This is a genomic window from Stutzerimonas stutzeri, assembly GCF_024448715.1.
Lineage (GTDB): Bacteria > Pseudomonadota > Gammaproteobacteria > Pseudomonadales > Pseudomonadaceae > Stutzerimonas > Stutzerimonas stutzeri_AR.
The window spans coordinates 247,306-271,926 of sequence record NZ_JAMOHZ010000004.1 but is presented as its reverse complement, the minus strand read 5'-3'; the positions used below and the strand labels follow the sequence as shown (position 1 = coordinate 271,926).

At 61.1% G+C, this 24,621-nt stretch carries 26 protein-coding genes; 10 read left to right on the top strand and 16 right to left on the bottom strand.

Annotated features, from left to right (window positions below):
* Position 1: 1 nt before the first annotated feature.
* A complete protein-coding gene (locus tag NAV33_RS10815) occupies positions 2 to 985 on the top strand; it encodes a branched-chain amino acid ABC transporter permease (RefSeq protein WP_255979802.1) in 984 nt (327 codons plus the stop codon).
* A 2-nt stretch (positions 986 to 987) separates the two neighbouring features.
* Here the strand turns inward: NAV33_RS10815 and NAV33_RS10810 are convergent, their stop codons facing one another.
* The 4 genes from NAV33_RS10810 to NAV33_RS10795 all read right to left on the bottom strand — a co-directional run bounded on the left by NAV33_RS10810 (position 988) and on the right by NAV33_RS10795 (position 4,344).
* A complete protein-coding gene (locus tag NAV33_RS10810) occupies positions 988 to 1,758 on the bottom strand; it encodes a ParA family protein (RefSeq protein WP_255979800.1) in 771 nt (256 codons plus the stop codon).
* A gap of 88 nt (positions 1,759 to 1,846) precedes the next feature.
* Complete coding sequence (locus NAV33_RS10805; protein ID WP_255979798.1) at positions 1,847 to 2,641, bottom strand: thymidylate synthase; 795 nt, start codon at positions 2,639 to 2,641, stop codon at positions 1,847 to 1,849.
* 108 nt (positions 2,642 to 2,749) lie between these two features.
* Positions 2,750 to 3,550, bottom strand: a complete 801-nt coding sequence (gene lgt / locus NAV33_RS10800) for a prolipoprotein diacylglyceryl transferase (protein WP_255979796.1) — start codon at positions 3,548 to 3,550, stop codon at positions 2,750 to 2,752.
* Positions 3,551 to 3,561: 11 nt separating this feature from the next.
* Entirely contained in the window at positions 3,562 to 4,344 is a 783-nt protein-coding gene (locus NAV33_RS10795) for a sulfite exporter TauE/SafE family protein (protein WP_255979794.1), read from the bottom strand.
* Between the two features lie 161 nt (positions 4,345 to 4,505).
* On the opposite strand from NAV33_RS10795, the gene NAV33_RS10790 reads away from it, so the two are divergent.
* Positions 4,506 to 5,282, top strand: a complete 777-nt coding sequence (locus NAV33_RS10790) for an NRDE family protein (protein WP_255979792.1) — start codon at positions 4,506 to 4,508, stop codon at positions 5,280 to 5,282.
* Here the strand turns inward: NAV33_RS10790 and ptsP are convergent.
* Together ptsP and NAV33_RS10780 are read right to left on the bottom strand one after the other, a co-directional pair.
* A complete protein-coding gene (gene ptsP / locus NAV33_RS10785) occupies positions 5,279 to 7,552 on the bottom strand; it encodes a phosphoenolpyruvate--protein phosphotransferase (protein ID WP_255979791.1) in 2,274 nt (757 codons plus the stop codon). The genes NAV33_RS10790 and ptsP overlap by 4 nt on opposite strands.
* A 19-nt stretch (positions 7,553 to 7,571) precedes the next feature.
* Complete coding sequence (locus tag NAV33_RS10780) at positions 7,572 to 8,051, bottom strand: RNA pyrophosphohydrolase (RefSeq protein WP_255979789.1); 480 nt, start codon at positions 8,049 to 8,051, stop codon at positions 7,572 to 7,574.
* A 178-nt stretch (positions 8,052 to 8,229) separates the two neighbouring features.
* Here NAV33_RS10780 and NAV33_RS10775 point away from each other — a divergent pair, with 178 nt between their 5' ends.
* Complete coding sequence (locus NAV33_RS10775) at positions 8,230 to 8,883, top strand: HAD family hydrolase (RefSeq protein WP_255979787.1); 654 nt, start codon at positions 8,230 to 8,232, stop codon at positions 8,881 to 8,883.
* Positions 8,884 to 8,915: 32 nt separating this feature from the next.
* On the opposite strand, the gene NAV33_RS10770 is transcribed toward NAV33_RS10775, so the two are convergent.
* Positions 8,916 to 9,356, bottom strand: a complete 441-nt coding sequence (locus tag NAV33_RS10770; RefSeq protein WP_255979785.1) for a DUF2269 family protein — start codon at positions 9,354 to 9,356, stop codon at positions 8,916 to 8,918.
* Between the two features lie 21 nt (positions 9,357 to 9,377).
* Positions 9,378 to 10,913 carry a threonine ammonia-lyase, biosynthetic gene (ilvA, locus tag NAV33_RS10765; protein ID WP_255979783.1) on the bottom strand — a complete coding sequence of 512 codons (1,536 nt, stop codon included), beginning with the start codon at positions 10,911 to 10,913 and terminating at the stop codon, positions 9,378 to 9,380.
* 152 nt (positions 10,914 to 11,065) lie between these two features.
* On the opposite strand from ilvA, the gene rpiA reads away from it, so the two are divergent.
* The gene (rpiA, locus tag NAV33_RS10760) at positions 11,066 to 11,737 is read left to right on the top strand and encodes a ribose-5-phosphate isomerase RpiA (RefSeq protein WP_255979781.1); all 672 of its coding nucleotides are present in this window, start codon (positions 11,066 to 11,068) and stop codon (positions 11,735 to 11,737) included.
* A gap of 19 nt (positions 11,738 to 11,756) precedes the next feature.
* Here rpiA and NAV33_RS10755 read toward each other — a convergent pair whose 3' ends face one another.
* The 3 genes from NAV33_RS10755 to NAV33_RS10745 form a co-directional block, all read right to left on the bottom strand.
* The gene (locus NAV33_RS10755; RefSeq protein ID WP_255980232.1) at positions 11,757 to 12,659 is read right to left on the bottom strand and encodes an SdiA-regulated domain-containing protein; all 903 of its coding nucleotides are present in this window, start codon (positions 12,657 to 12,659) and stop codon (positions 11,757 to 11,759) included.
* 111 nt (positions 12,660 to 12,770) lie between these two features.
* A complete protein-coding gene (locus NAV33_RS10750; protein ID WP_255979780.1) occupies positions 12,771 to 13,436 on the bottom strand; it encodes a fumarylacetoacetate hydrolase family protein in 666 nt (221 codons plus the stop codon).
* A gap of 52 nt (positions 13,437 to 13,488) precedes the next feature.
* Positions 13,489 to 14,880: an FAD-binding oxidoreductase gene (locus NAV33_RS10745; RefSeq protein WP_255979778.1), complete on the bottom strand. Its 1,392-nt coding sequence runs from the start codon at positions 14,878 to 14,880 to the stop codon at positions 13,489 to 13,491.
* 200 nt (positions 14,881 to 15,080) lie between these two features.
* Here NAV33_RS10745 and serA point away from each other — a divergent pair, with 200 nt between their 5' ends.
* Positions 15,081 to 16,310, top strand: a complete 1,230-nt coding sequence (gene serA / locus NAV33_RS10740) for a phosphoglycerate dehydrogenase (RefSeq protein WP_255979776.1) — start codon at positions 15,081 to 15,083, stop codon at positions 16,308 to 16,310.
* A 67-nt stretch (positions 16,311 to 16,377) separates the two neighbouring features.
* On the opposite strand, the gene NAV33_RS10735 is transcribed toward serA, so the two are convergent.
* The 4 genes from NAV33_RS10735 to NAV33_RS10720 form a co-directional block, all read right to left on the bottom strand.
* On the bottom strand, positions 16,378 to 16,665 hold the full coding sequence (locus tag NAV33_RS10735; protein WP_255979774.1) for a hypothetical protein: 288 nt from the start codon (positions 16,663 to 16,665) through the stop codon (positions 16,378 to 16,380).
* Between the two features lie 138 nt (positions 16,666 to 16,803).
* Positions 16,804 to 17,121: a hypothetical protein gene (locus NAV33_RS10730; RefSeq protein WP_255979772.1), complete on the bottom strand. Its 318-nt coding sequence runs from the start codon at positions 17,119 to 17,121 to the stop codon at positions 16,804 to 16,806.
* A 126-nt stretch (positions 17,122 to 17,247) separates the two neighbouring features.
* Positions 17,248 to 18,339: an AI-2E family transporter gene (locus NAV33_RS10725; protein WP_255979770.1), complete on the bottom strand. Its 1,092-nt coding sequence runs from the start codon at positions 18,337 to 18,339 to the stop codon at positions 17,248 to 17,250.
* 67 nt (positions 18,340 to 18,406) lie between these two features.
* Entirely contained in the window at positions 18,407 to 20,104 is a 1,698-nt protein-coding gene (locus NAV33_RS10720; RefSeq protein ID WP_255979768.1) for an OPT family oligopeptide transporter, read from the bottom strand.
* Positions 20,105 to 20,383: 279 nt separating this feature from the next.
* Between NAV33_RS10720 and NAV33_RS10715 the strand changes: the two genes are divergently transcribed.
* The 5 genes from NAV33_RS10715 (at position 20,384) to csgH (ending at position 23,455) form a co-directional block, all read left to right on the top strand.
* Positions 20,384 to 20,968 carry a helix-turn-helix transcriptional regulator gene (locus tag NAV33_RS10715; protein WP_255980229.1) on the top strand — a complete coding sequence of 195 codons (585 nt, stop codon included), beginning with the start codon at positions 20,384 to 20,386 and terminating at the stop codon, positions 20,966 to 20,968.
* Positions 20,956 to 21,366, top strand: coding sequence for a CsgE family curli-type amyloid fiber assembly protein (locus NAV33_RS10710; protein WP_255979766.1), 411 nt, complete (start codon positions 20,956 to 20,958; stop codon positions 21,364 to 21,366). Before NAV33_RS10715 ends, NAV33_RS10710 begins: the two co-directional genes overlap by 13 nt.
* Positions 21,367 to 21,483: 117 nt before the next feature.
* Complete coding sequence (locus NAV33_RS10705) at positions 21,484 to 21,972, top strand: curli production assembly protein CsgB (RefSeq protein WP_255979764.1); 489 nt, start codon at positions 21,484 to 21,486, stop codon at positions 21,970 to 21,972.
* A gap of 20 nt (positions 21,973 to 21,992) precedes the next feature.
* Positions 21,993 to 22,922 (top strand): hypothetical protein, encoded by a 930-nt coding sequence (locus NAV33_RS10700; protein WP_255979762.1) that lies wholly within the window; start codon positions 21,993 to 21,995, stop codon positions 22,920 to 22,922.
* 47 nt (positions 22,923 to 22,969) lie between these two features.
* Complete coding sequence (gene csgH / locus NAV33_RS10695; protein ID WP_255979761.1) at positions 22,970 to 23,455, top strand: curli-like amyloid fiber formation chaperone CsgH; 486 nt, start codon at positions 22,970 to 22,972, stop codon at positions 23,453 to 23,455.
* Here the strand turns inward: csgH and NAV33_RS10690 are convergent.
* Complete coding sequence (locus NAV33_RS10690; protein WP_255979759.1) at positions 23,441 to 24,592, bottom strand: acyltransferase family protein; 1,152 nt, start codon at positions 24,590 to 24,592, stop codon at positions 23,441 to 23,443. The two genes, csgH and NAV33_RS10690, sit on opposite strands and share 15 nt — an antisense overlap.
* Between the last annotated feature and the right edge of the window lie 29 nt (positions 24,593 to 24,621).

The window sequence follows — 24,621 nt, the reverse complement described above, 5'->3', positions numbered from 1 at the left end:
CATGCAGCAAGCAACCGCAACCGCCGCAGCAAAGCGAAAGCGCTGGAACGCAGAGACAATCCTAATCCTTATCGGTGTCGTCGCGCTGGTACTGGCGCCCCTGCATTTCTACCCCGTGTTTCTGATGAAGGTGATGTGCTTCGCCCTGTTCGCCTGCGCCTTCAACCTGCTGCTGGGCTATACCGGCATCCTCTCGTTCGGCCATGCGGCGTTCTTTGGCGGCGCCGCCTACTTCACTGCCCACGCCGTCAAGGAATGGGGACTGACGCCAGAGCTTGGGGTGCTCGTCGGCGTCATCGGTGCCGCATTTCTCGGCTTGGTAATTGGCTTTCTGGCGATCCGGCGGCAGGGCATCTATTCGACGATGATCACTCTGGCGCTGTCGCAGATGTTTTTCTTCTTTTGCGTGCAGGCGCCTTTCACTCATGGCGAGGACGGTATCCAGGGCATCCCGCGCGGCCACCTGTTCGGCCTGATCGACCTCAACGAGCCGCTGCACATGTACTTTTTCGTGCTGAGCGTGTTTCTCCTTGGCATGTTGGCGATCTGGCGAATCGTTAACTCGCCTTTCGGGATGATCCTCAAATCGATTCGCGAGAATGAAAACCGCGCCATCTCTCTCGGCTACTCGGTGACGCGCTATAAGCTCGGTGCCTTCGTAATGTCGGCGGCTCTGGCGGGATTGGCAGGAGGCTTGAAAGCGCTGGTGTTCCAGTTCGCCACGCTAACCGACGTTAGTTGGCAGATGTCCGGCGAGGTGGTGCTGATGACGTTGCTTGGCGGGATCGGCACGCTGGTCGGGCCTGTGTTCGGCGCTGCGCTGGTGACCACCCTGGGCAACTATTTCGCTACCTCAGAGCTACCGGTCACGCTAGTGACTGGAATTATCTTCATGGTCTGCGTGCTGATCTTCCGCCGCGGCATCATCGGAGAGCTGTATGCCTCCCGCCTGGGCCGTAAGATCGAACATGCAAGGGACGAGTGAGCTCAGGCACCCTCGAGATGCCCGTGCAGCGCGACGAATTGTTGGGTCAGCTTGTGTCGAGGGTCGAAATGGATCAGCGGCAGGCAGACCTGATGCGACTCGCGCATTCGCACCGAACTCATCAAGTGTACCGGCAGCACCGGTAGGCCTTCGGCCAACAGCTCGTCGATCATCTGTTGCGGCAGCGCCGCCCTCGGCTGGAACTGGTTGACCACGATCCCCTCGACCTTGAGCACGCCGTTGTGGTCTTCCTGCAGTTCCTTGATTTCATCGAGCAGGCTGTATAACGCCTGACGAGAGAAACTGTCGCAGTCGAACGGAATCAGGCAGCGATCCGCCGCGATCAATGCGGACACGGTAAAAAAATTCAGCGCCGGCGGCGTATCGAGGTAGATCCGCTCGTATTCCTCAGAGAGGCTTTCCAGCAACTTGCGCAGCTTGTTGATCTTGTATTTGGATTCGAGCTTGGGTTGCAGATCCGCAAGTTCGGCAGTGGCGGTGACCACATGCAGATTCTCGAAACGGGTTTCACTGATTGGCGGCCGCGCCTTCTTGCCCACCGCACCGCCAGCCAGCACCTGCTTGAAAAAATCGGCAATGCCGGTGGGCAGATCATCGCCGGTGAGACCCGTGAGGTAATGGCTGGAGTTGGCCTGCGCATCGAGGTCGACCAGCAGCGTCCGATACCCCTGCGCGGCACTCACTGCAGCGAGATTACAAGCGATACTGGACTTGCCGACACCGCCCTTCTGATTGAACACAACCCTGCGCATGCCGTAGCCCCTAAACCCCGAGCGGTCGAGTCTATACGGCAAATATGACACTGGCGTTAAACGACCGGAACGCGGCGTCCGGCCGTTCTCACACCGCGACGGGAGCCTTGATGTGCGGGTGCGCTTCGTAACCGACCAGTTCGAAGTCCTCGAAGCGGAAGGCGAACAGGTCTTTCACAGACGGGTTGAGCTTCATCGTCGGCAACGGCAGCGGCTCGCGTGTCAGCTGCAGGTCGGCCTGTTCCAGATGGTTGGCGTACAGGTGGCAATCGCCGCCGCTCCAGATGAACTCGCCGGGCTGCAAATCGCAGACCTGGGCCACCATCAGCGTCAGCAAGGCGTAGCTGGCGATGTTGAAGGGCACCCCGAGAAAGATATCGGCCGAACGTTGGTACAACTGGCAGCTGAGCTTGCCGTCGGCAACGTAGAACTGGAACAGGGCATGGCAGGGCGGCAGCGCCATTTGATCGACCAGCGCCGGATTCCAGGCGGAAACGATTAGCCGTCGCGAATCGGGGTTCTTTTTGATCATTTCCACCAGCTTGCCGATCTGGTCCACCGACTCGCCATTGGGTGCCGGCCAGTTGCGCCACTGGTAGCCATAGACCGGTCCCAGCTCGCCATTTTCGTCTGCCCATTCGTCCCAGATGCGTACGCCGTTTTCCTGCAGATAGCGGACGTTGGTGTCGCCCTGCAGGAACCACAGCAGCTCATGAATGATGGATTTCAGGTGGCACTTCTTGGTGGTCACCAGCGGGAAACCTTCCGCCAGATCGAAACGCATCTGGTAACCGAACACGCTGTAGGTGCCGGTGCCGGTGCGGTCGCTCTTGAAGGTGCCGTTCTCGCGCACGTGGCGCGTCAGGTCGAGATACTGTTTCATCGATGGACTCGAAACGGGCGCGAAGGCGCGGTGAAAAGAAACTCTAGGAATAGTAAGAGTCGCCGCCCGGAATGTCTCGCTGGAAGCGACAAGCCGGACGGAATCGACTCAGGCCGAAGCCTTGGCCGGGGCACGACGGTAGCCCCAGGCCATCATGCCGAGGCCGATCAGCACCATGGGTACGCAGAGTATCTGCCCCATCGTCAGCCAGCCGAAGGCGAGGTAACCAAGCTGGGCATCGGGCACCCGCACGAATTCGACAATGAAACGGAAGATGCCGTAGCAGACAGCGAACAGCCCGGATACCGCCATGGTCGGCCGCGGCTTGCGTGAGTAGATCCAGAGAATGACGAACAACGCCACGCCTTCCAGCGCGAACTGATAGAGCTGCGAAGGATGCCGCGCCAGCTGCTGCGGATCGGTGGGAAAGACCATGGCCCAAGGCACGTCGGTGGCCTTGCCCCACAACTCGGCATTGATGAAATTGCCGATGCGGCCAGCGCCCAGGCCGATGGGCACGAAGGGCGCAATGAAATCCATTAGCTCGAAGAAACGTTTACCGTTGCGCCGGGCGAAAATCCACGTGCACAGCAGCACGCCGATCAGGCCGCCATGAAAGGACATTCCGCCTTTCCACACTTGCAAAATCAGGCTTGGGTCGTTGAGGTAGGAGGCCAGATCGTAGAACAGCACGTAGCCCAGCCGTCCGCCGACAATCACGCCCATCGCCACCCAGAACACCAGATCGGAGAGTTTGTCCTTGTCCCAGCTCGGGTCGAAGCGGTGCAACCTGCGTGAGGCGAGCAGCCAGGCGCCACCGATCCCGATCAGATACATCAGGCCGTACCAGTGAATTTGCAGCGGGCCTAGCGAGACGGCCACAGGGTCAATCTGCGGGTAAGGCAGCATCCAGGTTTTCCTCAGATCAAGAAGTTGATTCCAACGCCCAGCAGCAACAGCGCGAACAGGCGCCTGAGCAACAGCGCTGGCAGGCGATGCGCCAGATTGGCACCGATACGAGCAAAGAACATGCTGGTGACGGCGATGCCGACCAGCGCCGGCAAATAAACGTAGCCCAGACTCCATTCCGGCAAATGCGCATCCTGCCAGCCGACCCAGGCGAAACTCAACGCGCCGGCAATGGCTATAGGCAGACCACAGGCCGCGGACGTCGCAATCGCTTGCTGAATGGGCACGCTGCGCCAGCTGAGAAAGGGCACCGTCAGTGAGCCACCGCCAATGCCGAAGAGCGCAGAAGCCCAGCCGACCACCACGCCTGCCAAGGTGAGCCCAGGCTTGCCGGGCACGCCGCGGCTGGCCTTGGGCTGCAGTGAGAAAGCCATCTGGATCGACATGGCAATGGCGAACACACCGATAATTTTCTGCAGCACCGGCCCATGGATCGCGGCCGCAGTAAGGCTACCCAGCGCGGCACCAAGCACGATGCCGACGGTCATCCAAAGCACCACGGGCCATTGCACCGCACCTCTGCGATGGTGAGCCTTGATCGAATTGAGCGAGGTAAAGACGATAGTCGCCAGTGACGTGCCGACAGCCAGATGGGTCAGCACCAGCGGGTCGAAACCCTGCGCGGTGAAGCTGAATACCAGTACCGGGACGATGATCATTCCACCGCCAACACCGAACAGTCCGGCCAGCACTCCAGCGAATCCGCCAAGAAGCAGATAAAGCGCGAACTCCATCGGACCATCCTGAACAACAAAAGCGGCATGGTAGCTGAAAAGCTGGAAGCTGGAAGCTGGAAGCTGGAAGCTGGAAGCTGGAAGCTGGAAGCTGGAAGAGGTTGCCGAGTCGGCTGCTTGGCTTCAAGCTTCTCTCTTCGAGCTTCCAGCTGAGCAAACCTATGTGCCTGATCGTATTCGCCTGGCGCCCGACTCATGCGCTACCGCTCATAGTCGCCGCCAACCGCGACGAGTTCCATGCCCGCCCCAGCTTGCCGCTGGGTCCTTGGGAGGATGCGCCGCAGATCATTGCGGGACGAGACCTGCAGGCCGGCGGCACTTGGCTGGGAGTGGGGCCTGAGGGTCGCTTCGCCGCGCTGACCAATATCCGTGACCCCGGCGCACCGACCGGATCGCTTTCACGCGGCGAATTGCCGGAGCGCTTCCTGCGTGATCAGCTGCCTCCAGAGGTTTATCTGACCGAGCTGACGGGCCATCTTGAACACTATTCGGGGTTCAATCTGCTGGTCGGCGATGCACACGAACTGTGGTACCTCAACTCGCACACCGGCGTACCGGAACAGCTTTCGCCTGGCGTTTACGGGCTGTCTAACGCGGCGCTGAACACACCATGGCCAAAACTCCTGCGAACGCGGGCAGCGCTGCATGAATGCCTGGACGCACCGGAAGCAGCAAACCTGTTGCAGCTGTTGAGCGACCCGCAACCGGCCGCCGACGCAGAGCTGCCCAGTACTGGCGTCTCGCATGAAGTGGAAAAATTGCTGTCGAGCGTGTTCATTGCCAGCCCCGACTACGGCACCCGAGCCAGCACCGTGCTGCTCCGCCGTGCGGATGGCTCAACGAGCATCACCGAGCGCTGCTTCGGGCCGGACGGCCCGCTGGGAGAGGTCAATATCCGCCTGCCGTTCGCCCAAGGCGAGAAGTCCGCTCTGGGCTAGATTGCCGCCGACGGATTGACCATGCGATCCAGGCCAAGATTGCGCAGGGCCAGCTGTACGGTGGCGTGAATCACCTGCGGGCTGTCCATGACCATTATCTTGGCCAACAACTCGCGCGCCGTGGTCGAGCTGATCTGACGCAGCATCCATTTCACCTTTGGCAGGTTTGTGGCGTTCATCGACAGGCTGTCGAAACCCATCGCCAACAGCAGGATGGCCGCGCCCGGGTCTCCGGCCATCTCGCCGCAAATACTCACCGGCTTGCCTTCCTCGTGCGCTTCGCGCACGACTCGCTGCAACGCCTCGAGTACTGCCGGGTGCAGGTAGTCGTACAGATCGGCGACACGCGGATTGTTGCGATCGACCGCCAGCAGATATTGGGTCAGGTCGTTGGAGCCCACCGAAATGAAATCCACCTGACGCGCCAGTTCACGGGTCAGATAGACCGCCGCTGGCACCTCGATCATCACGCCAACGGGCGGCATTTCGACATCGGTGCCCTCGTCACGAACCTCACCCCAAGCACGGTGAATGAGGTGGAGCGCTTCTTCTAGCTCGCGCGTGCCGGAGATCATTGGAAGCAAAATGCGCAGGTTATTCAGGCCGGCGCTGGCCTTGAGCATGGCGCGTGCCTGCAGCAGGAAGATCTCCGGATGATCCAGCGTGACGCGGATACCACGCCAGCCGAGGAAGGGATTCTCTTCCTTGATCGGAAAGTACGGCAGGCTCTTGTCGCCGCCGATATCGAGGCTGCGCATGGTCACCGGCAAGGGATGGAAGGCCTGGAGCTGCTCTCGATAGATCGCCATCTGCTCCTTTTCGCTGGGGAAGCGCTCCTTGATCATAAAAGGCACTTCGGTGCGGTACAGGCCGACGCCTTCGGCGCCGCGCTCCTGGGCTCTCACCACATCGGCGAGCAGGCCGGTGTTAACCCACAGCGGAATACGCACGCCGTCGGTTGTTTCGCACGGCAGCTCGCGTAGAACATCCAACCCTTCGGAGAGTTGCCGTTCCTGCTCGGCAAGGAACAGGTACTGCTCGCGCAACACCTTCGCCGGGTTGGTGATGATCTCGCCGCGCGTGCCGTCGATGATCAGCTCGATGCCATCGACTTTGGAATACGGCAGGTCAACCGCCCCCATTACCGTCGGGATGCCCATGGCCCGGGCGAGGATCGCCACGTGCGAGTTGCTCGAACCAAGCACCGAGACCATGCCCACCAGCTTGCCTTCCGGCACTTCGCCGAGCATCGCCGGGGACAACTCCTCGCTCACCAGAATGGTCTTGTCCGGGTAGGTCAAGGTCTGCTGGCGGGCCTGCTGCAGGTAACCGAGCAGGCGTCGGCCGATGTCCTTGACGTCTGAGGCGCGCTCGCGCAGATAGGCATCATCCATCATCTCGAAACGGGCCACATGATCGCCGACAACTTGGCGCAACGCGCCTTGCGCCCATTGCCCGGTGCGGATGACCTTGGACACTTCGCCGCCGAGCGCGGAGTCGTCGAGCATCATCAGGTAGACATCGAACAGCGCGCGCTCTTCCTTGCGCATTTGCGTGGCGAGCTTCTCGGACAGCGCGCGCATATCGGCACGCACGGCCTCCAGAGCGGTCTCGAACAGCATCAGCTCGGCGGCAATATCGCTGACCGTCTTATCCGGCACCACATCGAGATCGGCAGGTGGCAGCACCACCAAAGCCGTCCCGACCGCCGCACCGGGCGCGCCGGGAATACCAATGAAGCGAGTTTCCTGGATGCCCTTACCCTGCCGGCCGAGACCGCGGATCGACCCGGTCGCCTCGGCATGCGCGATGACGCCGGCGAGCTGCGCACTCATGGTAACGAGGAAGGCTTCTTCACCCTCGTCGAACAGGCGCTGCTCTTTCTGCTGGATGACCAGCACGCCCATTACCCGTCGGTGGTGGATGATCGGCGCGCCGAGGAAGGAGGCGTAGCGTTCCTCTCCGGTTTCGGCGAAGTAGCGATAGCGCGGATGCTCGGAGGCGTGCTCGAGGTTGAGCGGTTCCTCGCGGGTACCGACCAGACCGACCAGGCCTTCGTTGGGGGCCATGCTGACCTTGCCGATGGCTTTCTTGTTCAAGCCCTCGGTGGCCATCAGGACGAATCGACCGGATTCGGGATCGAGCAGGTAGACCGAACAGACCTGGCTGCCCATGGCCTCCCGAACTCTCAGCACGATAATGCCCAAGGCCGCCTTGAGGTCCTTGGCGGCATTCACTTCCTGGACGATCTTGCGCAGCGTGCCGAGCATGCTCAGGGGCTTTCTCCCGTCAATCCCGCGCCAGGAGGCGCGGGGCGAGTTCTTTTAAGGCGCGACGGTAAACCTCGCGCTTGAAGGTGACTACCTGCCCCAGCGGGTACCAGTAACTGACCCAGCGCCAGCCATCGAACTCGGGCTTACCCGTGAGATCCATGCGCACCCGATCCTCCGCGCTGGTCAGACGCAGGAGAAACCACTTCTGCTTCTGCCCGATGCACAGTGGCTGACTATGGGTGCGCACCAGGCGTTGCGGCAGACGATAGCGCAACCAGCCACGGGTACAGGCGAGAATCTTCACGTCCTGCTGTTCGAGACCGACCTCTTCGTTGAGCTCGCGGTAAAGCGCCTCTTCCGGCGTCTCGCGTGGATTGATCCCGCCTTGCGGGAATTGCCAGGCGTCCTGATTAATCCGTCGGGCCCAAAGCACCTGTCCGGCATCATTGGTCAGGATGATGCCGACATTGGGGCGAAAACCATCGGAGTCGATCACGGCATACAACCTCGCAAACGCATGTCGCGGCATTGTTCCACAAAAAGACGCGAAGCAGAAAGCACACTGAACGGCCAGTGATCGAGAGGCTCGCGGCCTTGGGCGACGCCTTCCAGCTGCCATGCGCGGAGCAATCCCGCTATGCTTTGCGCTCACACATCCGTTCCGAGGAAGCAGCGTGCGCCTGGCTCTATTCGATCTCGACAATACCCTGTTGGCTGGTGACAGCGATCACGCCTGGGGCGAATTTCTCTGCCAGCGCGGACTGGTCGACGCCGTCGCGTACAAGGCGCGCAACGATGCCTTCTACCAGGACTACCTGACCGGCGAGCTGGACGTGCTGGAGTATCAGAACTTCTGCCAGGAGCTGTTGGGCCGCAGCGAAATGGCGCAGCTGCAGCAATGGCATGCCGAATTCATGCGTGACCACATCGAACCCATCGTGCTGGCCAAGGGCGAAGCGCTGGTGCGTCAGCATCATGAGGCCGGCGATCGTGTGGTGATCATCACCGCCACCAACCGCTTTATCACCGGGCCGATTGCTAAGCGCCTGGGCGTCGATACGCTGCTGGCCACCGAATGTGAAATGCTCGACGGCCGCTATACCGGCCGCCTCACCGATATCCCCTGTTTCCAAGAAGGCAAGGTCACGCGCATCGAGCGCTGGCTGAAAGAGAGCGAGCAAAGCCTGGACGATAGCTATTTCTATAGTGACTCGCGCAACGACCTTCCCTTGCTCGAGCGCGTCAGCCATCCGGTGGCGGTAGACCCCGACCCGACCCTACGCGAGATCGCCCAGCAACGCGGGTGGGCGATCATCAGTCTGCGCTGATACCAGGGCGTGGGCGTTACGTCAGAGGACGGTTAAACCGGCTTGGCGCCCATCAGCCCCATGATAGCGATCAGAATCAGCAGGATCAGCCCGGCATAGATCAGCGCAAAGCGCGGCAGGCTGGCCGGGGCCGGCCTCTCACCCAAGCCCTGCCAGGCGCGCAGGCGCCCGCCGAGCAATAATCCAAGCGGTACCAGGATCAGGAATAGCACCGAGCTCGCCAGCAGCCACAGCTGGCCGAGCGGAAAGGCCGCCAGATGCGCCAGCCACCAGCCGGTGACAGGCAGCAACAGCGCCAACACCGCGAGCAGCGGCAGCGACATCAACCGAGTGCGGCGCAGCTTCTGCTGCATCACAGCGGCATCGCCCCGGCGCCAAGCCTTCCACAGCATGATGATGTGGGCGATCAGCCCGAGCGTGAGCAGAATCGCCAATGCGGCATGGACAATGTTCAGCAGCTGATAGTGTTCCATTGATCCTCGCGGTACGGCTGGTCAGCCGAGAAACAGTTGATAGGCCGGATTATCCGTCTCGTCCCAGTAGCGATAGCCGATCTTGTCCAGCGCCGCCGGTAGCAGGTGGCGCTCTTCGGCCGGTACCTGCAGCCCAGCGACCACACGACCATCGGCCGCGCCATGGTTACGGTAATGGAACATCGAGATATTCCAGCGCCCGCCCAGATTGTTGAGAAAGTTGAACAGCGCGCCGGGACGTTCCGGGAATTCGAAGCGGAACACTACTTCGTCGCTCACGCCGGAAGCGTGCCCGCCGACCATGTGACGGGTATGCAGCTTGGCCAGTTCATTGTCGGTGAGGTCGAGCACCGGGAAACCTTTGGCCAGCAGCCCTTCCACCAGCGCCGCGCGCGGATCGTTTTCCGGGTGGGTCTGCACGCCGACGAAGATATGCGCTTCGCGATTCTGGTGGTAGCGGTAATTGAACTCGGTAATCTGACGCTTTCCGATAGCCTCGCAGAACGCCTTGAAACTCCCTGGCTGCTCGGGGATGGTTACGGCGATGATCGCCTCGCGCTTTTCGCCAAGCTCGGCACGCTCGGCGACATGACGCAGGCGGTCGAAATTGACGTTGGCACCCGAGTCGATGCCGACCAGCACCTGATTTTCGATGCCGTCACGCTCGACGTATTTCTTGATACCGGCTACGGCCAGCGCACCGGCCGGTTCGGTGATCGAGCGGGTGTCGTCGTAGATGTCTTTGATCGCCGCGCAGATTTCGTCGGTACTGACGGTGATCACTTCATCGACGTAATCCTTGCAGATATCGAAGCAGTGCTGGCCGATCTGCGCCACCGCCACGCCATCGGCGAACAGTCCGACCTGAGACAGCACCACTCGCTCTCCCGCGGCCATGGCTTGCTGCAGGCAGTTGGAATCGTCCGGCTCGACGCCGATAACCTTCGTCTCGGGCCGTAGATATTTAATGTACGCCGCGACGCCTGCGATCAACCCACCGCCGCCCACGGGCACGAACACCGCATCCAGTCGGCCCTGATGTTGACGCATGATTTCCATCGCCACGGTGCCTTGTCCGGCAATCACATGCGGATCGTCATAGGGGTGGATGTAGACGTAACCCTTTTCCTCGACCAGCTTCAGCGAATGCGCCAACGCGTCAGGGAAGGCGTCGCCGTGCAGCACCACCTTGCCGCCACGGGCGCGCACGCCCTGCACTTTAAGTTCCGGCGTGGTGCGCGGCATGACGATGGTCGCCTTGATACCCAGTTCGCGCGCGGCCAGTGCCAAGCCCTGGGCATGGTTGCCGGCCGATGCAGTCACCACGCCACGCGCCAGCTCCTCGGGGGACAGCTGCGCCAGCTTGTTATAGGCGCCGCGAATCTTGAACGAAAACACCGGCTGCAGATCCTCGCGCTTGAGCAGAATCTGATTGCCGAGCCGCTCGGAGAGCTGGCGGGCGGGCTGCAACGGGGTTTCTACCGCAACGTCATAGACGCGCGAGGTGAGGATCTTCTTGACGTATTGTTCGAGCATCGTGGCTATCTTGGCGGGCATTGCGGGGCCAACGAGTCTACTCTGCGAAAAACCCTGCGACCACCGGCAATCGGCGCGCAATTCACCGTTACAGTCTCGCCGGGCAAGACCCACCGGTGAGGCCCCGTTATAATTTCCCACTTTCGATTCCACTTCGCCCGGACCCTTACGCCATGACCCAGGACCAACTCAAGCAGGCCGTCGCCCAGGCCGCCGTCGACCTCATCGTCCCGCAGCTCACCGACCGCAGCATCGTCGGCGTTGGCACCGGCTCCACCGCCAACTTTTTCATCGATCTGCTGGCCAGGCACAAGGGCGTCTTCGATGGCGCAGTGGCGAGTTCCGATGCCACGGCCGAGCGCCTGAAAGGGCACGGTATCCCGGTCTATGACCTAAATTCTGTATCCGAGCTGGAGTTCTACGTTGATGGCGCCGACGAAGCCAACAGCCACCTGGAACTGATCAAGGGCGGCGGCGCGGCCCTGACCCGCGAAAAGATCGTCGCCGCGGTGGCCAAGACCTTCATCTGCATCGCCGACGGCAGCAAGCTGGTCGACCGGCTCGGTGCCTTCCCGCTACCGGTCGAAGTCATTCCCATGGCTCGCAGCCATGTCGCGCGAGAACTGGTCAAGTTGGGTAGCGATCCGGTCTATCGTGAAGGTGTGGTGACCGACAACGGTAACGTCATCCTCGACGTACATAATTTGATGATCGGCTTCGCGCCTGATGTCGAAGCGCAGATCAACAACATCGTCGGCGTCGTCACCAACGGCCTGTTCGCTGCGCGTCCGGCTGACGTCTTGCTGCTGGGCACCAAGGACGGCGTGCAGACGATCAAGCGCTGACTGGAAGCACCCAGCGCCCTTACCGCCTTGTCCGCTTGAACACATAAAACCGATTCGGCTCGCCAACAACGTAGATGTTGCCCTGACTGTCCATTGCCACGCCTTCGGCCTGATCGATTCCCTGTACCAGGCCGTTGAGGCCGCCAAACAGGCTGATGAAACTGCGTGGACGGCCCTGCAGGTCGAGTTCGACCAGCAATCGGGACTCATCGGAAAGCATCAGGGTATGGCCGGTGCGCGAATCGATGGCCACCGAGGAAATATCGCGCACCAGCAGGGGCTGGCTGGGGAGTGCCTCGAGTGTTCCGGCGCTGCCGTCTTCGGGGAATGGCAGCTCGAACAGTCCCTGCGGGTCGCGTTCCTTGGCCAGCAGCATCCGCTGTGTTCTCGGATTCCAGGCTAGCCCCTCGAAACCTTTATTGCCTTCCCCGGCGAATCCCAGATCGTAACGGGCCATATCGTCGAGATCGAGGCTCTGCACACCAGGCTCCAGGCGAAAGACCGCGACCAGTCGGCGGCGCTCGTCGACGATAGCCAGTTGCCCGTCACTCAGCGCCTCGACCGCTTCAGGATCGGAAAAGCCGGTCAGCTTCACCCGCCGCAACACGACCCCACCGGGCGTGAATTCGATGAGCTGTGGGTTTTGTCCGGTGACGGTGAACAGCGTACCGGTGAGCGGATTCCAGGTCAGACCGGAAGTTTCATCCTCCTCCAGACCAACCAACGTCGTCTGTAATGACAATTGGTAATCAGGCAACCAGATGCTTTCTATGCGTTGCTCAGCGTCGACTGACTGCTCCTGCCAATACAACTTGAGCTGGTCGTCCCAATGCAGCAGCGCGCCGGCCACAGTCACCGCAGAAACGGCAAACAACAGCAATACGTAGAGAAACAGACGCAGGCGAGAAGTGCGAGTAGCGATGGCTGGCATGGAGATCAAACCCAGGGCGGGGCCGGATTACAGCATGACAGTAGCGAAGAAGAAACGAGAAACAGCGGCCGGATGCGCCAGAGCGCACCCGGCCCAGGTGAATCAGAGCACGCGGCTCTCGAAGCGCGACAGCCCGACCAACTCCAGCACCAGCTGATCGCCCTGCTTCAGCGGACCGACACCGGCCGGCGTACCGGTCAGCACTACATCGCCCGGCTGCAGACTGAAGTGTCCGGCAATGTGCTGCAGCAGCGGCAGGATGGTATTGAGCATCTGGCTACTGTTGCCATCCTGGCGAACTTCACCGTTGATAGTCAGGCGAATGCCGATATCGGTCAGGTCCTGTACCACATCACCCGGTACGAAGGGCGCCAGCACGCAGGCGCCATCGAAGCTCTTGGCGGTCTCCCAGGGATGGCCCTTTTCCTTGAGCTTGGCCTGCACGTCGCGCAGGGTCAGATCCAGTGCCGGGGCGAAGCCGGAGATCGCATCACGGGCTTCCTCGTCGTTCGGCTTGCGCGACAACGGCTTGCCGATCAACACGGCAATCTCCGCCTCGTAATGCACCGCGCCACGGTCGGTCGGGATAGTAAAACCGCCCGCCAGCGGTACCGTGCAGCTACCGGCCTTGATGAACAGCAGCGGCTCAGTCGGTACCGGGTTGTTCAGTTCCTTGGCGTGCTCGGCATAATTGCGACCGATGCAGACCACCTTGCCCAACGGGTAATGAATTGGCGTGCCGTCGGTGTACTGGTGTTTGTAGTTCATTGCGAAATCCTTAAAAGGGCGCTGCAAGCTGCAGAAGGCCAAATGCTCGGCTTTAGGCAAAAATCTTGCCCGGATTCATGATCCCGTTGGGGTCGAACGCTGCTTTGATCGCCTTCATATACGCAATTTCCGCGGGCGACCGGCTGTATTCCAGATAGTCGCACTTGGTCATGCCGACGCCATGTTCGGCGGAAATCGAACCATTGTATTTTTCTACCGTCTCGAACACCCATTTGTTGACCGAAGCGCACTTGTCGAAGAACTCGTCCTTGGACAGCGCTTCGGGCTTGAGGATGTTCAGGTGCAGGTTGCCATCACCGATGTGGCCGTACCAGAGCACCTCGAAATCCGGGTAGTTGTTGGTGACGATGGCGTCGATGTCGGCGAGGAAGGCCGGCACTTTGGAAACGGTGACCGAGATGTCGTTCTTGTAAGGCGTCCAGTGCGAGATGGTCTCGGAAATGTACTCGCGCAGCTTCCAGAGGTTCTGCAATTGCTGCTCGCTCTGGCTCATCACGCCGTCGATCACCCAACCTTCGTTGACGCAATGTTCGAAGGTCGCCAGAGCCTGCTCGGCACGCTCTTCGGTGGTCGCCTCGAACTCGAGCAGCGCATAGAACGGCGTGCGAGTCTCGAAGGGCGCCGGAATGTCGCCACGACCGAGGAGCTTGTCCAGACACTTGTCGGAGAAAAACTCGAACGCAGTCAGGTCCAGCTTGTCCTGGAAGGCATGCAGCACCGGCATGATCGAGTCGAAGTCCGGCGTACCCAGCACCATCGCGGTGAGGTTGGTCGGCTGGCGCTCCAGGCGCATGGTCGCCTCGACGACGAAGCCCAGCGTGCCCTCGGCACCGATGAATAGCTGGCGCAAATCGTAGCCGGTGGCGTTCTTGATCAGATCCTTGTTCAGCTCTAGCAGATCGCCCTTGCCGGTGACCACCTTCAGCCCGGCCACCCAGTTGCGGGTCATGCCGTAGCGAATCACCTTGATGCCGCCAGCGTTGGTGCCGATGTTGCCGCCGATCTGGCTGGAACCGGCAGAGGCGAAATCCACCGGGTAGTACAGACCCTTGTCCTCGGCGAACTGCTGCAGCTGCGCGGTGACCACACCGGGCTGGCAAACCACCGTGCGGTCCATCCCGTTGAAATCGAGAATCTGGTTCATGTAGTCGAAGGACACGACGACCTCGCCATCAGCCGCCACCGCGGCGGCAGACAAGCCGGTGCGCCCGCCCGACGGGACCAGCGCAACCTTGCGCTCGTTGGCCCAACGAACGATTGCCTGTACCTGCTCGACGTTCTTAGGGAACACGATGGCTGAAGGTGCAGGGGCGAAATGCTTGGTCCAGTCCTTGCCATAGGTTTCCAGGGAACTGGCATCGGTGAGCACTTTGCCGGGCTCGACCAGGGTCTTCAGCTCATCGATCAAGGCGGGGTCGGTCATGACGGGAACTCTCATACGATTCATAGTCACCCTGAATACGCTTCAGCTCAGGGATGGGGGTGCTTCGAGGGGCTCGTATGCTAGCATACGCCCCCCTTTCAACGTGCCTCGGCAGACTTCCCGACACCGCTTTCACCCGGTTCGGCCAGCCTTCGCTGGACACTTCAGTCCTATCCTTCGGCCTTAAGGTTTTAACGCAGATGAGCCAGACCTCTCTCGACAAGAGCAAGATCAAGTTCCTTCTCCTCGAAGGCGTACACCAGAACGCTGTCGACACTCTCAAAGCCGCAGGCTACTCCAACATCGAGTACCTCAAGACTGCGCTGACCGAGGAGGCGTTGAAGGAGAAGATCGCTGACGCCCATTTCATCGGGATCCGCTCGCGCACCCAGCTCACCGAAGAGGTTTTCGACTGCGCTAAGAAGCTGATCGCCGTCGGCTGCTTCTGCATCGGAACCAACCAGGTCGACCTCAATGCCGCCCGCGAGCGCGGCATCGCGGTGTTCAACGCCCCCTACTCCAACACTCGCTCGGTAGCCGAGCTGGTGCTGGCCGAAGCCATTCTGCTACTGCGCGGTATCCCCGAAAAGAACGCTTCCTGCCAACGCGGCGGCTGGATCAAGTCGGCGGCCAACTCCTTCGAGATACGCGGCAAGAAGCTTGGCATCATTGGTTACGGTTCCATCGGCACCCAGCTTTCGGTTCTGGCCGAAGCACTGGGCATGCAGGTGTTTTTCTATGATGTGGTGACCAAGTTGCCGCTGGGCAACGCCACCCAGATCGGCTCGCTATACGAGCTGCTGGGCATGTGCGATATCGTCTCGCTGCATGTTCCGGAGCTACCGTCCACCCAGTGGATGATCGGCGAGAAGGAAATCCGCGCAATGAAGAAGGGCGGCATCCTGATCAACGCCGCGCGCGGCACCGTGGTCGAGCTGGATCACCTGGCCGCTGCGATCAAGGACGAGCACCTGATCGGCGCCGCCATCGACGTGTTCCCGGTCGAGCCCAAGTCCAACGACGAAGAGTTCGAAAGCCCGCTGCGTGGCCTGGACCGCGTGATCCTCACGCCGCACATCGGTGGTTCCACTGCCGAAGCCCAGGCCAATATCGGTCTGGAAGTAGCGGAGAAGCTGGTCAAGTACAGTGACAACGGCACCTCAGTATCTTCGGTCAACTTCCCGGAAGTGGCGCTGCCATCGCATCCCGGCAAGCACCGCCTGCTGCACATCCACCAGAACATCCCCGGTGTGATGAGCGAGATCAACCGCGTGTTCGCCGAGAACGGCATCAACATTGCCGGCCAGTTCCTGCAAACCAATGAGAAGGTCGGTTACGTGGTGATCGACGTCGATGCCGAATACTCCGATCTGGCCTTGGAAAAGCTCCAGCACGTCAACGGCACCATCCGCAGCCGCGTGCTGTTTTAAAGCTGACACAGGATGAAAAAGGGAGGCTTCGGCCTCCCTTTTTCGTTACTGCCGGTTAGTCGGACGTTCAGCTCGCCGGAGCGTGATTACCGCTGGCGTCGGTACCGCGGCGCTCGGGCAGTTCCTGCTGCGAAGGACGCTCGACCGGTTCGACCGGCGGCACCTCGGGCGGTGCATCCAGCGTGGGTGGCCGGGGTTGGGTATCATTCTGCTGATCGATGACGTCCTGTCGGGGCTCGCGATTATCCAGCGGATGCTCGCGAGTTTTTTCCGGCAACGTCGGCCCGGTACCAGTCGCCAGCGCAGCGGAAGCGGCCGCGAAAGCTGCAACGAATATCAGAAGACGCAGATTCATGGCTCACTCCAAGAGTGGGTAACAGCTTGGCAGCCTCGCGCAACAACGGCTTTCAGCGGTACACCAGAGGCTAACGCTGCTTTTAAAGTAAAAAAGCCCCAACCAGCGTCGGCCGAGGCTTCGCAGGCCGTGACCGCATCAGTTGCCCGCACCGCCGGAGCCGCCCGCACCCGTACCGCCAGCACCCGCGCCAGTCGAGCTGTTACCGGTGCCAGTGGTATTGCCGACACCTGTGCCAGTACCGGTGCCTGGGCCTGCTTCAGCGCCAGAGTCAGTAGTAGTACCGGCGCCGGTGGTCATGCCCGAACGGTTGGTATCATCGGTGGTTTTGCCATCCATCGACTCGTTCATGGTTTCGCCGCTGGTGTCGCTGTCCATATCGGTAGTACCTGCCGCGAAAACGCCCGCGGACATCAGACTGGCCAGAGTCAAGGCAGCTAATTTTTTCGTTTGCATGTGTGCTCTCCTATTTTCCAAGGGTTACCTTCATTCCGGCATCAGGCAGGCGCAGGGGTTGCATCAGGCGCGTTACAAATTCTCTCCTGGACGCCGCGAAGCGCCAAAAACAGCACCGGCGAGGGATTACCGTTCGTCGCCATATGCCAGTCGTGACCGTTCGTCCTCTTCGGGGCGATCGCCAAGAAGATCCTCGACATAGAGCATGCGCACCAGAACCATGCCTACCGCCACCAACGGCGTGGCCAGCAATAATCCGAGCGTGCCGGCGAGCAGCCCAAACAGCAATTGCATACTGATGGTGAGCGCCGGCGGTACCGAGACGATGCGCTGCTGCATCCAAGGCGTGAATACGTAGCTCTCCAAGGCCTGCACGATGGCGTAGAGACCCACCACATAGAGCATGGTGCGGGTGCCTTCCAGCGACGCCAGCAGCACGGCGGGAACCACCGACAGCACCGGCCCAATATTGGGGATGAACGACAGCAGCCCGGCCATCAGCCCCAGCACCAGCGCCAGTTCGATATCCAGCAGCCACAGCCCCAGCGTGGTCAACACACCGATCAGCAGCATCTCGAAAAGCTTGGCGATCAGCCAGGATTGCAGCGTCGAGCCGCTCTGGTTCAGCACCGTGCGGGTGCGATTGCGATAGCCGAGCGGGACCAGCCTGATAAATCCATTAATGTAAACGCGAGGGTTTAGCGCCAGGCAGACGCCGATGACAAAGGCGACGACGAAACTGGTCAGGGCTCCGGCCAGCGACGTCATGACCTTGGTGATAACGCTGAAGGCACCGCCGCCCTGAGTGATGGTCTCTTCGACGTTGTCCTGATATTCCAGCAGCCGCCCGATCCATTCCGAGTCGTCGGCGCGTTCACGCAGGCGATCTACCGCCTCCGGCAAAGATTGGGACAGCGCATCGACCTGATCGGAAATGCTCGGTGCGACCAGCCAACCGAACAGGCCGGACGCCGTCAGCAAAGCCACGAAGAACAGCGCCATCGAAACATTGCGCGACAGCTGCGTCTTCTCGCTGAGCCAACGGCTGACGCCATGAATCAGCACACCGAAAAGGATCGCTGCGAATAGCAGCAGGAGGAAATCGAACGCCAGCCAGCCGACCAGCCCCAGCAACACCACCGCCGCGAGCACGCTGACCCTGACCATGGTCCGGCGCGCGACGCCTTTGGTATCGCCTACTTCAGTGTCGTCTGTCATTCGTTCCTCGTGGTCAACGCATTCAAGGTTACGACCGGAGGGGGTATGAGAAATTCATGGCGGAGCTTCAGCGCAGCAGCTGCCAGAGGGAAATGCCGATCCCGGCCAAGCTCTCGCCCGCCACCAGCCCGGCGGCGGCGACAATGACGAAGCGCTCCGCGAGGCTGCCCCAACGCGCAGAGAACAGCCAGGCCAGCAGCGCGCCGAAGGTCATCATCAGCGAGATCGAGGCCGGGATAATGAAAGCCAGACCGAGCGCCGCGGAACTCGGCAACCAGCGCAGCCGATGCGCCGGCAGCAGACCCTCGAATGCACCCAGCAATACGCCACTCAGCGCCCCCGCGAACATGGCCCAGCGGATATCGCTGCTGATCGAATCCAGACCCGCCGTCAGTGCCTCGGCTACCGCCTTCCAGGTGGCCACTGCCGGCGCCGGCCATTCGGCAGTAATCAGCATCGTCTGCGGGTCTGGAATCAGCAGTTGATAGACCAGCACCCCAACCATGCTGCCTACCAGAATGCCCAGGCACTGCGCGACCACCTGCCGAGATGGCGCGGCACCGATGGCGTGCCCGACCTTGAAGTCATTGAGCAGATCGGTGCATTGCCCCGCCGCACCGCCGGCGGTATTGGCGCTCATCAGGTTGATCGCCACCTGGCCGGGAGCGATCACGCCGAAACTCAGTTGCGACAGCTGACCGATGGCGCCGATCGGCGGGATGCCGGTGGCACCGACGACCCGCGCCGCCACCATCGCCAGCAGCAATGCCAACGGAATCGACAACGCCGCCATCAGCGGATGGATACCGAACAGCATGACTTGCAGGGCAATCACCAAGACTGCTGCCAAGGCCAGACCGAGCGCCGGTAAAGTGGCCGGTCGACGCAGCTGCAGGCGGCGCGTCGAGTCGTCCCGGCGTGCACGCAGGACGCGCAATCCGAGCGAGGTCAGCGTGGCGCAGACCATCAGGCTTACCCCCGGCCAGAGCAACCATTCGATCAGCAGCGCGAATTGCGGTCCGCTGGCATCCGCCGGTATCGTCACCAAACTATCGGCAACCAGCCAGGGCGCCAGCAGTCCCCATGCGAGTACCGCGCCGAGCAACAGCGACAGACCGACGCGCAGGCCGATGATCCCGCCGAACCCGACCAGCAACAGCGACGGCTCGAGACTGAACGTGAGCCGCTCCAGCTGGGCACTCGGCGCCCAACGCGGCAGCGCCCAGAGCAGGCTGTCGATCAGCTTGCTCGCCGCCGCCAGCAACGCCGCCGCTCCAAGCACCAGCAGTCGCCGGGTCGCTTCCGCGCCGTGGCTGTAGATCTGCTGCATGGTTGCCAGCGTGGCCATGCCCTCGGGAAAGCGTAGCTGCGCCTCGACGATCAGCGACGGGCGCAGATACCAGGCAACCCAGACGCCGAGAAAGCTCACCGAAAACACCCAGGCCATCAGCGGCAGGGTGTCCAGTTGCTGTCCGGTGATCAGCGTATAGGCGGGAATCGGTGCCACCAACCCACTGGAGATGATCGAGGCAGCGGACGAGGCGGCAGTCTGGTTGATATTGCTTTCGTGCAGCGACCAGGCTGGTCGGCGAAAGAACCTGGCCAGGCTTTGCCAGAAAGCGAACCCGACCAGCAGCGCAATGATCGACATATTGAAAGACCAGCCGATCTTCAACCCGGAATAAATATTCGAAGGCGTCAGCACAGCGCCCAGCAGCAAGCCGGTGGTCAACGCGCGCAACGTGAGTTCGCGAGACGGGCTCATGCCGGCTCCATCCAATGGGTGATTGACTCACCTTAGCCCATTCAGTCCACCCGGACGCTGACCTAACCGTCCGTCGGCTTATCGCCGTCCCAGCGCAGATGCCCTCTCAATCGCTACCTGAACGCTGAACTTAGTCATTTAGCGCCGGTCGTTTAGTAACTTTTCTACGCGACATAACGGTACCCAGACCAAGGATCGAACATGGACGAAGCGGATCTTACCCACCGGGAACGTAACCACCCTACTGTGACCCTGCTCACCGGCAATGAACTCTTGGGATTGTTCTTCAGACACTTCCTCGGTGAACAGGCCCAACTGGACGTATGCCTGACCCGGCTCGACGAAGCCTCCAGGGACGCCGCCGATCTCTATCTGGTCGACGCCGGCAACAGCCAGACCGAACAACTTTCCACGCTTCTCGATCGGCTCGACGAGCAAACGCCCGTAGCGCTGGTCAATATCGCTCCAGAGCAAGCCGAGCGGTTGGTGGACAAGCACCCCGGCATTCGCGGCGTGTTCTACAGCCATGCGACCCGCGAGCATCTGCTCGACGGCATCCAGGTGTTGCTCGATGGCGGCGATTGGCTGCCGCGAGTACTGACTGAGCGGCTGCTCAGCCAGTGGCGCCGCATGCGCCAGCTCGCCGGCAGCAAGCCGTCACTGACCCTGCGCGAGCGCGAGATTCTCAGCCTGGCCGGCAAAGGCCTGTCCAACGCCGAGATCGCCGAACAGCTGTGCCTGAGCCCGCATACCATCAAGAGCCACATCCATAACCTGCTGCGCAAGATCGGCGCCTCCAACCGCGCCGAGGCGGCGTTCCTGCTGCGCGGCCGGCTGGACTGGTCCGAGCCATGTCACGCCTGACGCTTGGCCTGCTCCTGCTACTTCTGGTCAGTCCGTTGCAGGCGCAGGAGCAGACGGAGCAGGCACAGGACGAAGCGGAACTGAGCGGGCTGATCATTGACAACACCATCACCCGCTTCGGCCACGACTTCCACCGCTACCTGAGCTTCCAGTTGCAGGACGCTAGCGACCTCGATGCCGATCTGGTGGTCCGCGAGCGGCCCTCGGCACGCTGGGGCAGCCTGGTCTGGGTGGAATACGGCCAGCGCACCGTGTACCGCCGGTTCCTGCAACCCAACGTAGCGGAAATCGAGGCAATCGCTGACGAAGCCGCACGGCTTATTCTCGATGAAATCAGCCGCAGCAAGCTGCAGAACCTCCTCCAGGACACCTTCGATATGGATCGCGATGAGCTTTAACCATGCGACAGGATTAAGCCGTTCCATTTATCAGCAAAGGTGTGTTTTGCATCATTCGATGGATGTTCATCGCAGCGTTGCCAATCAAGAATCCGAGCACTATTCCGAGGTGCCTGCATGGATTGTCTAGCGCTGTTTCGCCGCGGCTTGTTCGCCACCCTTCTACTGATCGTCAACGTTCCGCTCCAGGCCGCCGATCTGCTGGACAATGCCGACCTCGCCGACAGCTCGTTCAGCCTCGGTGACACGGCGGGCCTCACCACACAGCTACCCGCCGGCCAAACTGCGCAGGTGCTGCAGCAAGGCAGCGACAACCTGGCCGACCTCAGCCAGATCGGCGAGAACCAGCTGGCCAGCATCATTCAGCAGGGCAGCGATCAGCAGGCCTTCATTCTCCAGCAGGGCGAAAACCAGCTCGCCACCATTCTTCAGATCGGCCAGGGCAATCTGGCCGATATCACCCAGATCGGCAGCGACAACGTGGCGGCTATCGCCCAGGTAGGCGCCAATAACAACGCCAGCATCGAGCAGCTCGGCAGCGGCATGAGCAGCAGCGTCATCCAATACGGAAGCGGCCAGCGCGTCCAGATCGTTCAGCACCGCTAAAACAACAAAAGGAAATTGTCATGCGCAGACTGCACACCATCGCGTTTACCGCTCTGCTGGCTACGGCCATCGGCGCTCACGCCGATAACACCGCCGAGGTCGATCAGACCGGCAACGACAATACCGCCACCATCGACCAGACCGGCATGCTGAACGAAGCGCTGGTCAGGCAGAACGGCACCAGCAACACGGGCTCGATCTATCAGGCCCAAGCCGCTGAATCGAACCGGGGCAACATCGTGCAGGTTGGCGGCAACAACGATGCCTCCATCTATCAATCGCCCGACAGTTACTTCGCCACTGCAAGCGTCTATCAGCAGGGCAACGGCAACAGCGCCGACGTGCTGCAGACCTGGTACGCCAATGATCTGAACATCAGCAGCATCGGCGAAGGCAACTCCATTTCCGCCACGCAACAAGGGTTTGCACAGGCCGAGGCGTATCAGATCGGTAATGACAACACGGTAACCCTGACGCAGAACGGCATCTACCACGGTACGCGTCTTGCGGTGTACCAGGTCGGCGACGAAAACCTGGCCACGGTCGACCAAGGCGATGCCGGCAATATCCAGCTGGCCCAGAATGGCAATCTGAACACTGCGCATGTCACGCAGAACGCCTTGTTTGGTGAGGTCACGTTCAATCAGGCCGGTGACGATAACTTGCTGACCGTTGAGCAAAGCGGTCGCGGCCATAGCTTCCAGGGTTATTCGATCGGCGATGACAACAGCGTCGAACTGGTCCAGGGGTTCGAAGGCAACCAGGCCAGCGTGGCCCAGACAGGCGATGGCAACCTGGCCGACATCCGTCAGCTTGCCCAGTACAGCGAGGCACGGATTACCCAAACGGGCGATGCCAACGCGGCCTACATCAACCAGGCTGCGGCAAACATGACGGCTATCATTCAACAAACCGGTACCGGCAACCTGGCTACCGTCAGCCAGCAATAGCCATCTAGCACTCCACTTCGCAGCGCCAAACGAGCGGAGCCACCCTCATGTTGAGCGCCGTGACCCTGGCAAGCCTATTGCTGGCGTCCGGTGCCCTGCCGGTCGCGGCTCGCCTCGAACTGACTCCCGAAGGCAACGATCGGCTGGCGCTGCGGCTCTGCTTCAGCAGCCCGCAGGCGCACAACCTGAGCTATAGCCTGGAGGTCCGGACCAGCGGCAAAGCCGGGACCAGCCGCAGTAGGCAGTCTGGCGCACTGGTCAGTGGTCCTGCCGCTCAATGCCCGCTCAACAATCGTCTCGGCCTGTCCGCCGATAGCCGTGTCGATGCGACCCTCGAATGGAGCATCGATGGCCAACCGCAGCCGCCGCTGCAGCAGAGCTATCCAGCGGCCCGGCCGGCCAGCCCCGAGGCTGCACCTGGCGAACCGCCACCCATGGAGTTGGAACTTCAGCCCATCGAGCAACCACACGAAGCACCTGAGCTGATAGCCGGCACCGTTCCTCCCGCTGTGCCCGTCTCAGACCTGCGATAACCCCAGCGGCTCGTTCCTCGCCACTCGACGCCCCATCTCGATGCCCTTCAGCTCGACGTAGTGATACGTCAGGCTCGACACCGCCAACACCATACCCAGTTCGAGCAAGGTCAGCAGGTCATCCACGAGCACACTGCCGGTGCTGATGTAGCGCATGATCTGCTCGCTGCCAGGCTGCTGAAGAATCATGGTGTATTCGCTGCCCGTGAGCTTGGACATCACCACCGCGGCGCTGGTGAAGGCGAAGATCACCGCAGCGTGCGTCAGGTAAATAGAGAAGGACAGTTCACCCAACCGGGCAAAGCCCCGTCGCTGCAACAGCCACGAAACCGCACCGCGTTCGCCAGCGAAAACCAGCACCACCACACAGAACAGCAGGCTAGCGATGATGCCTTGATGCGGGGTCGGGTGCGTCAAGGTGCGATAGACCAGCAACAGACACAGCACCTCCAGAACGCTGAAGAACAGCCTGTCGTCGATCCGATCGAGCGCCGGTTCGAGCGCCTGATACAGCCGATAGGTCAGCGCACCGGCGAAAAAGCAAGACGCGCCGCGCCAGATGAACGGCTTGATCACGTCGAGATCGACGTACAGCGCCACGAAGGAGATCAGCGTCGCCAGCGCGAGGAGCCGCCCGCAATAGCGCGGCACAAGCAACAACACCAGCGCCAACAGCATGTACAGGTAGTACTCGATGCTGATGCTCCAGGCTGGTGTGTTGAAAGACAAGCTATTGAAGCCGCCTATCCACGACTGCAGCAACAACGCGTTGGGCAGGATCTCGCTCGGCGCCGTCTTGCCGGTGAACGCGGCATCGTTGAAAGAAAATCCATGGTGCTCCGCCCACAGCTTGCCGAACTCCAGGCCGATGAACACCAACAGCATCACCAGATGCAGCGGATACAGCCGAAAGGTCCGGCTGATGACGAAACGCCTCAGGACCTGCGGGCCGAATTCGCGAGTGCCATAGGCGTGAAACATGACGAAGCCGCTAAGCACGAAAAAGAACTCAACGAAGAGGTCGGCGTGCCGGAAAAAGCTGAGTTCGGAAAAACTCAACAAGATCTGGGTATGAAACAACACAACCGCAACCGCACAGATACCGCGAAAACTATCCAGTACGACAAAGCGTTTCATTCATGCACCTTGCTCGACATCCAAGTACG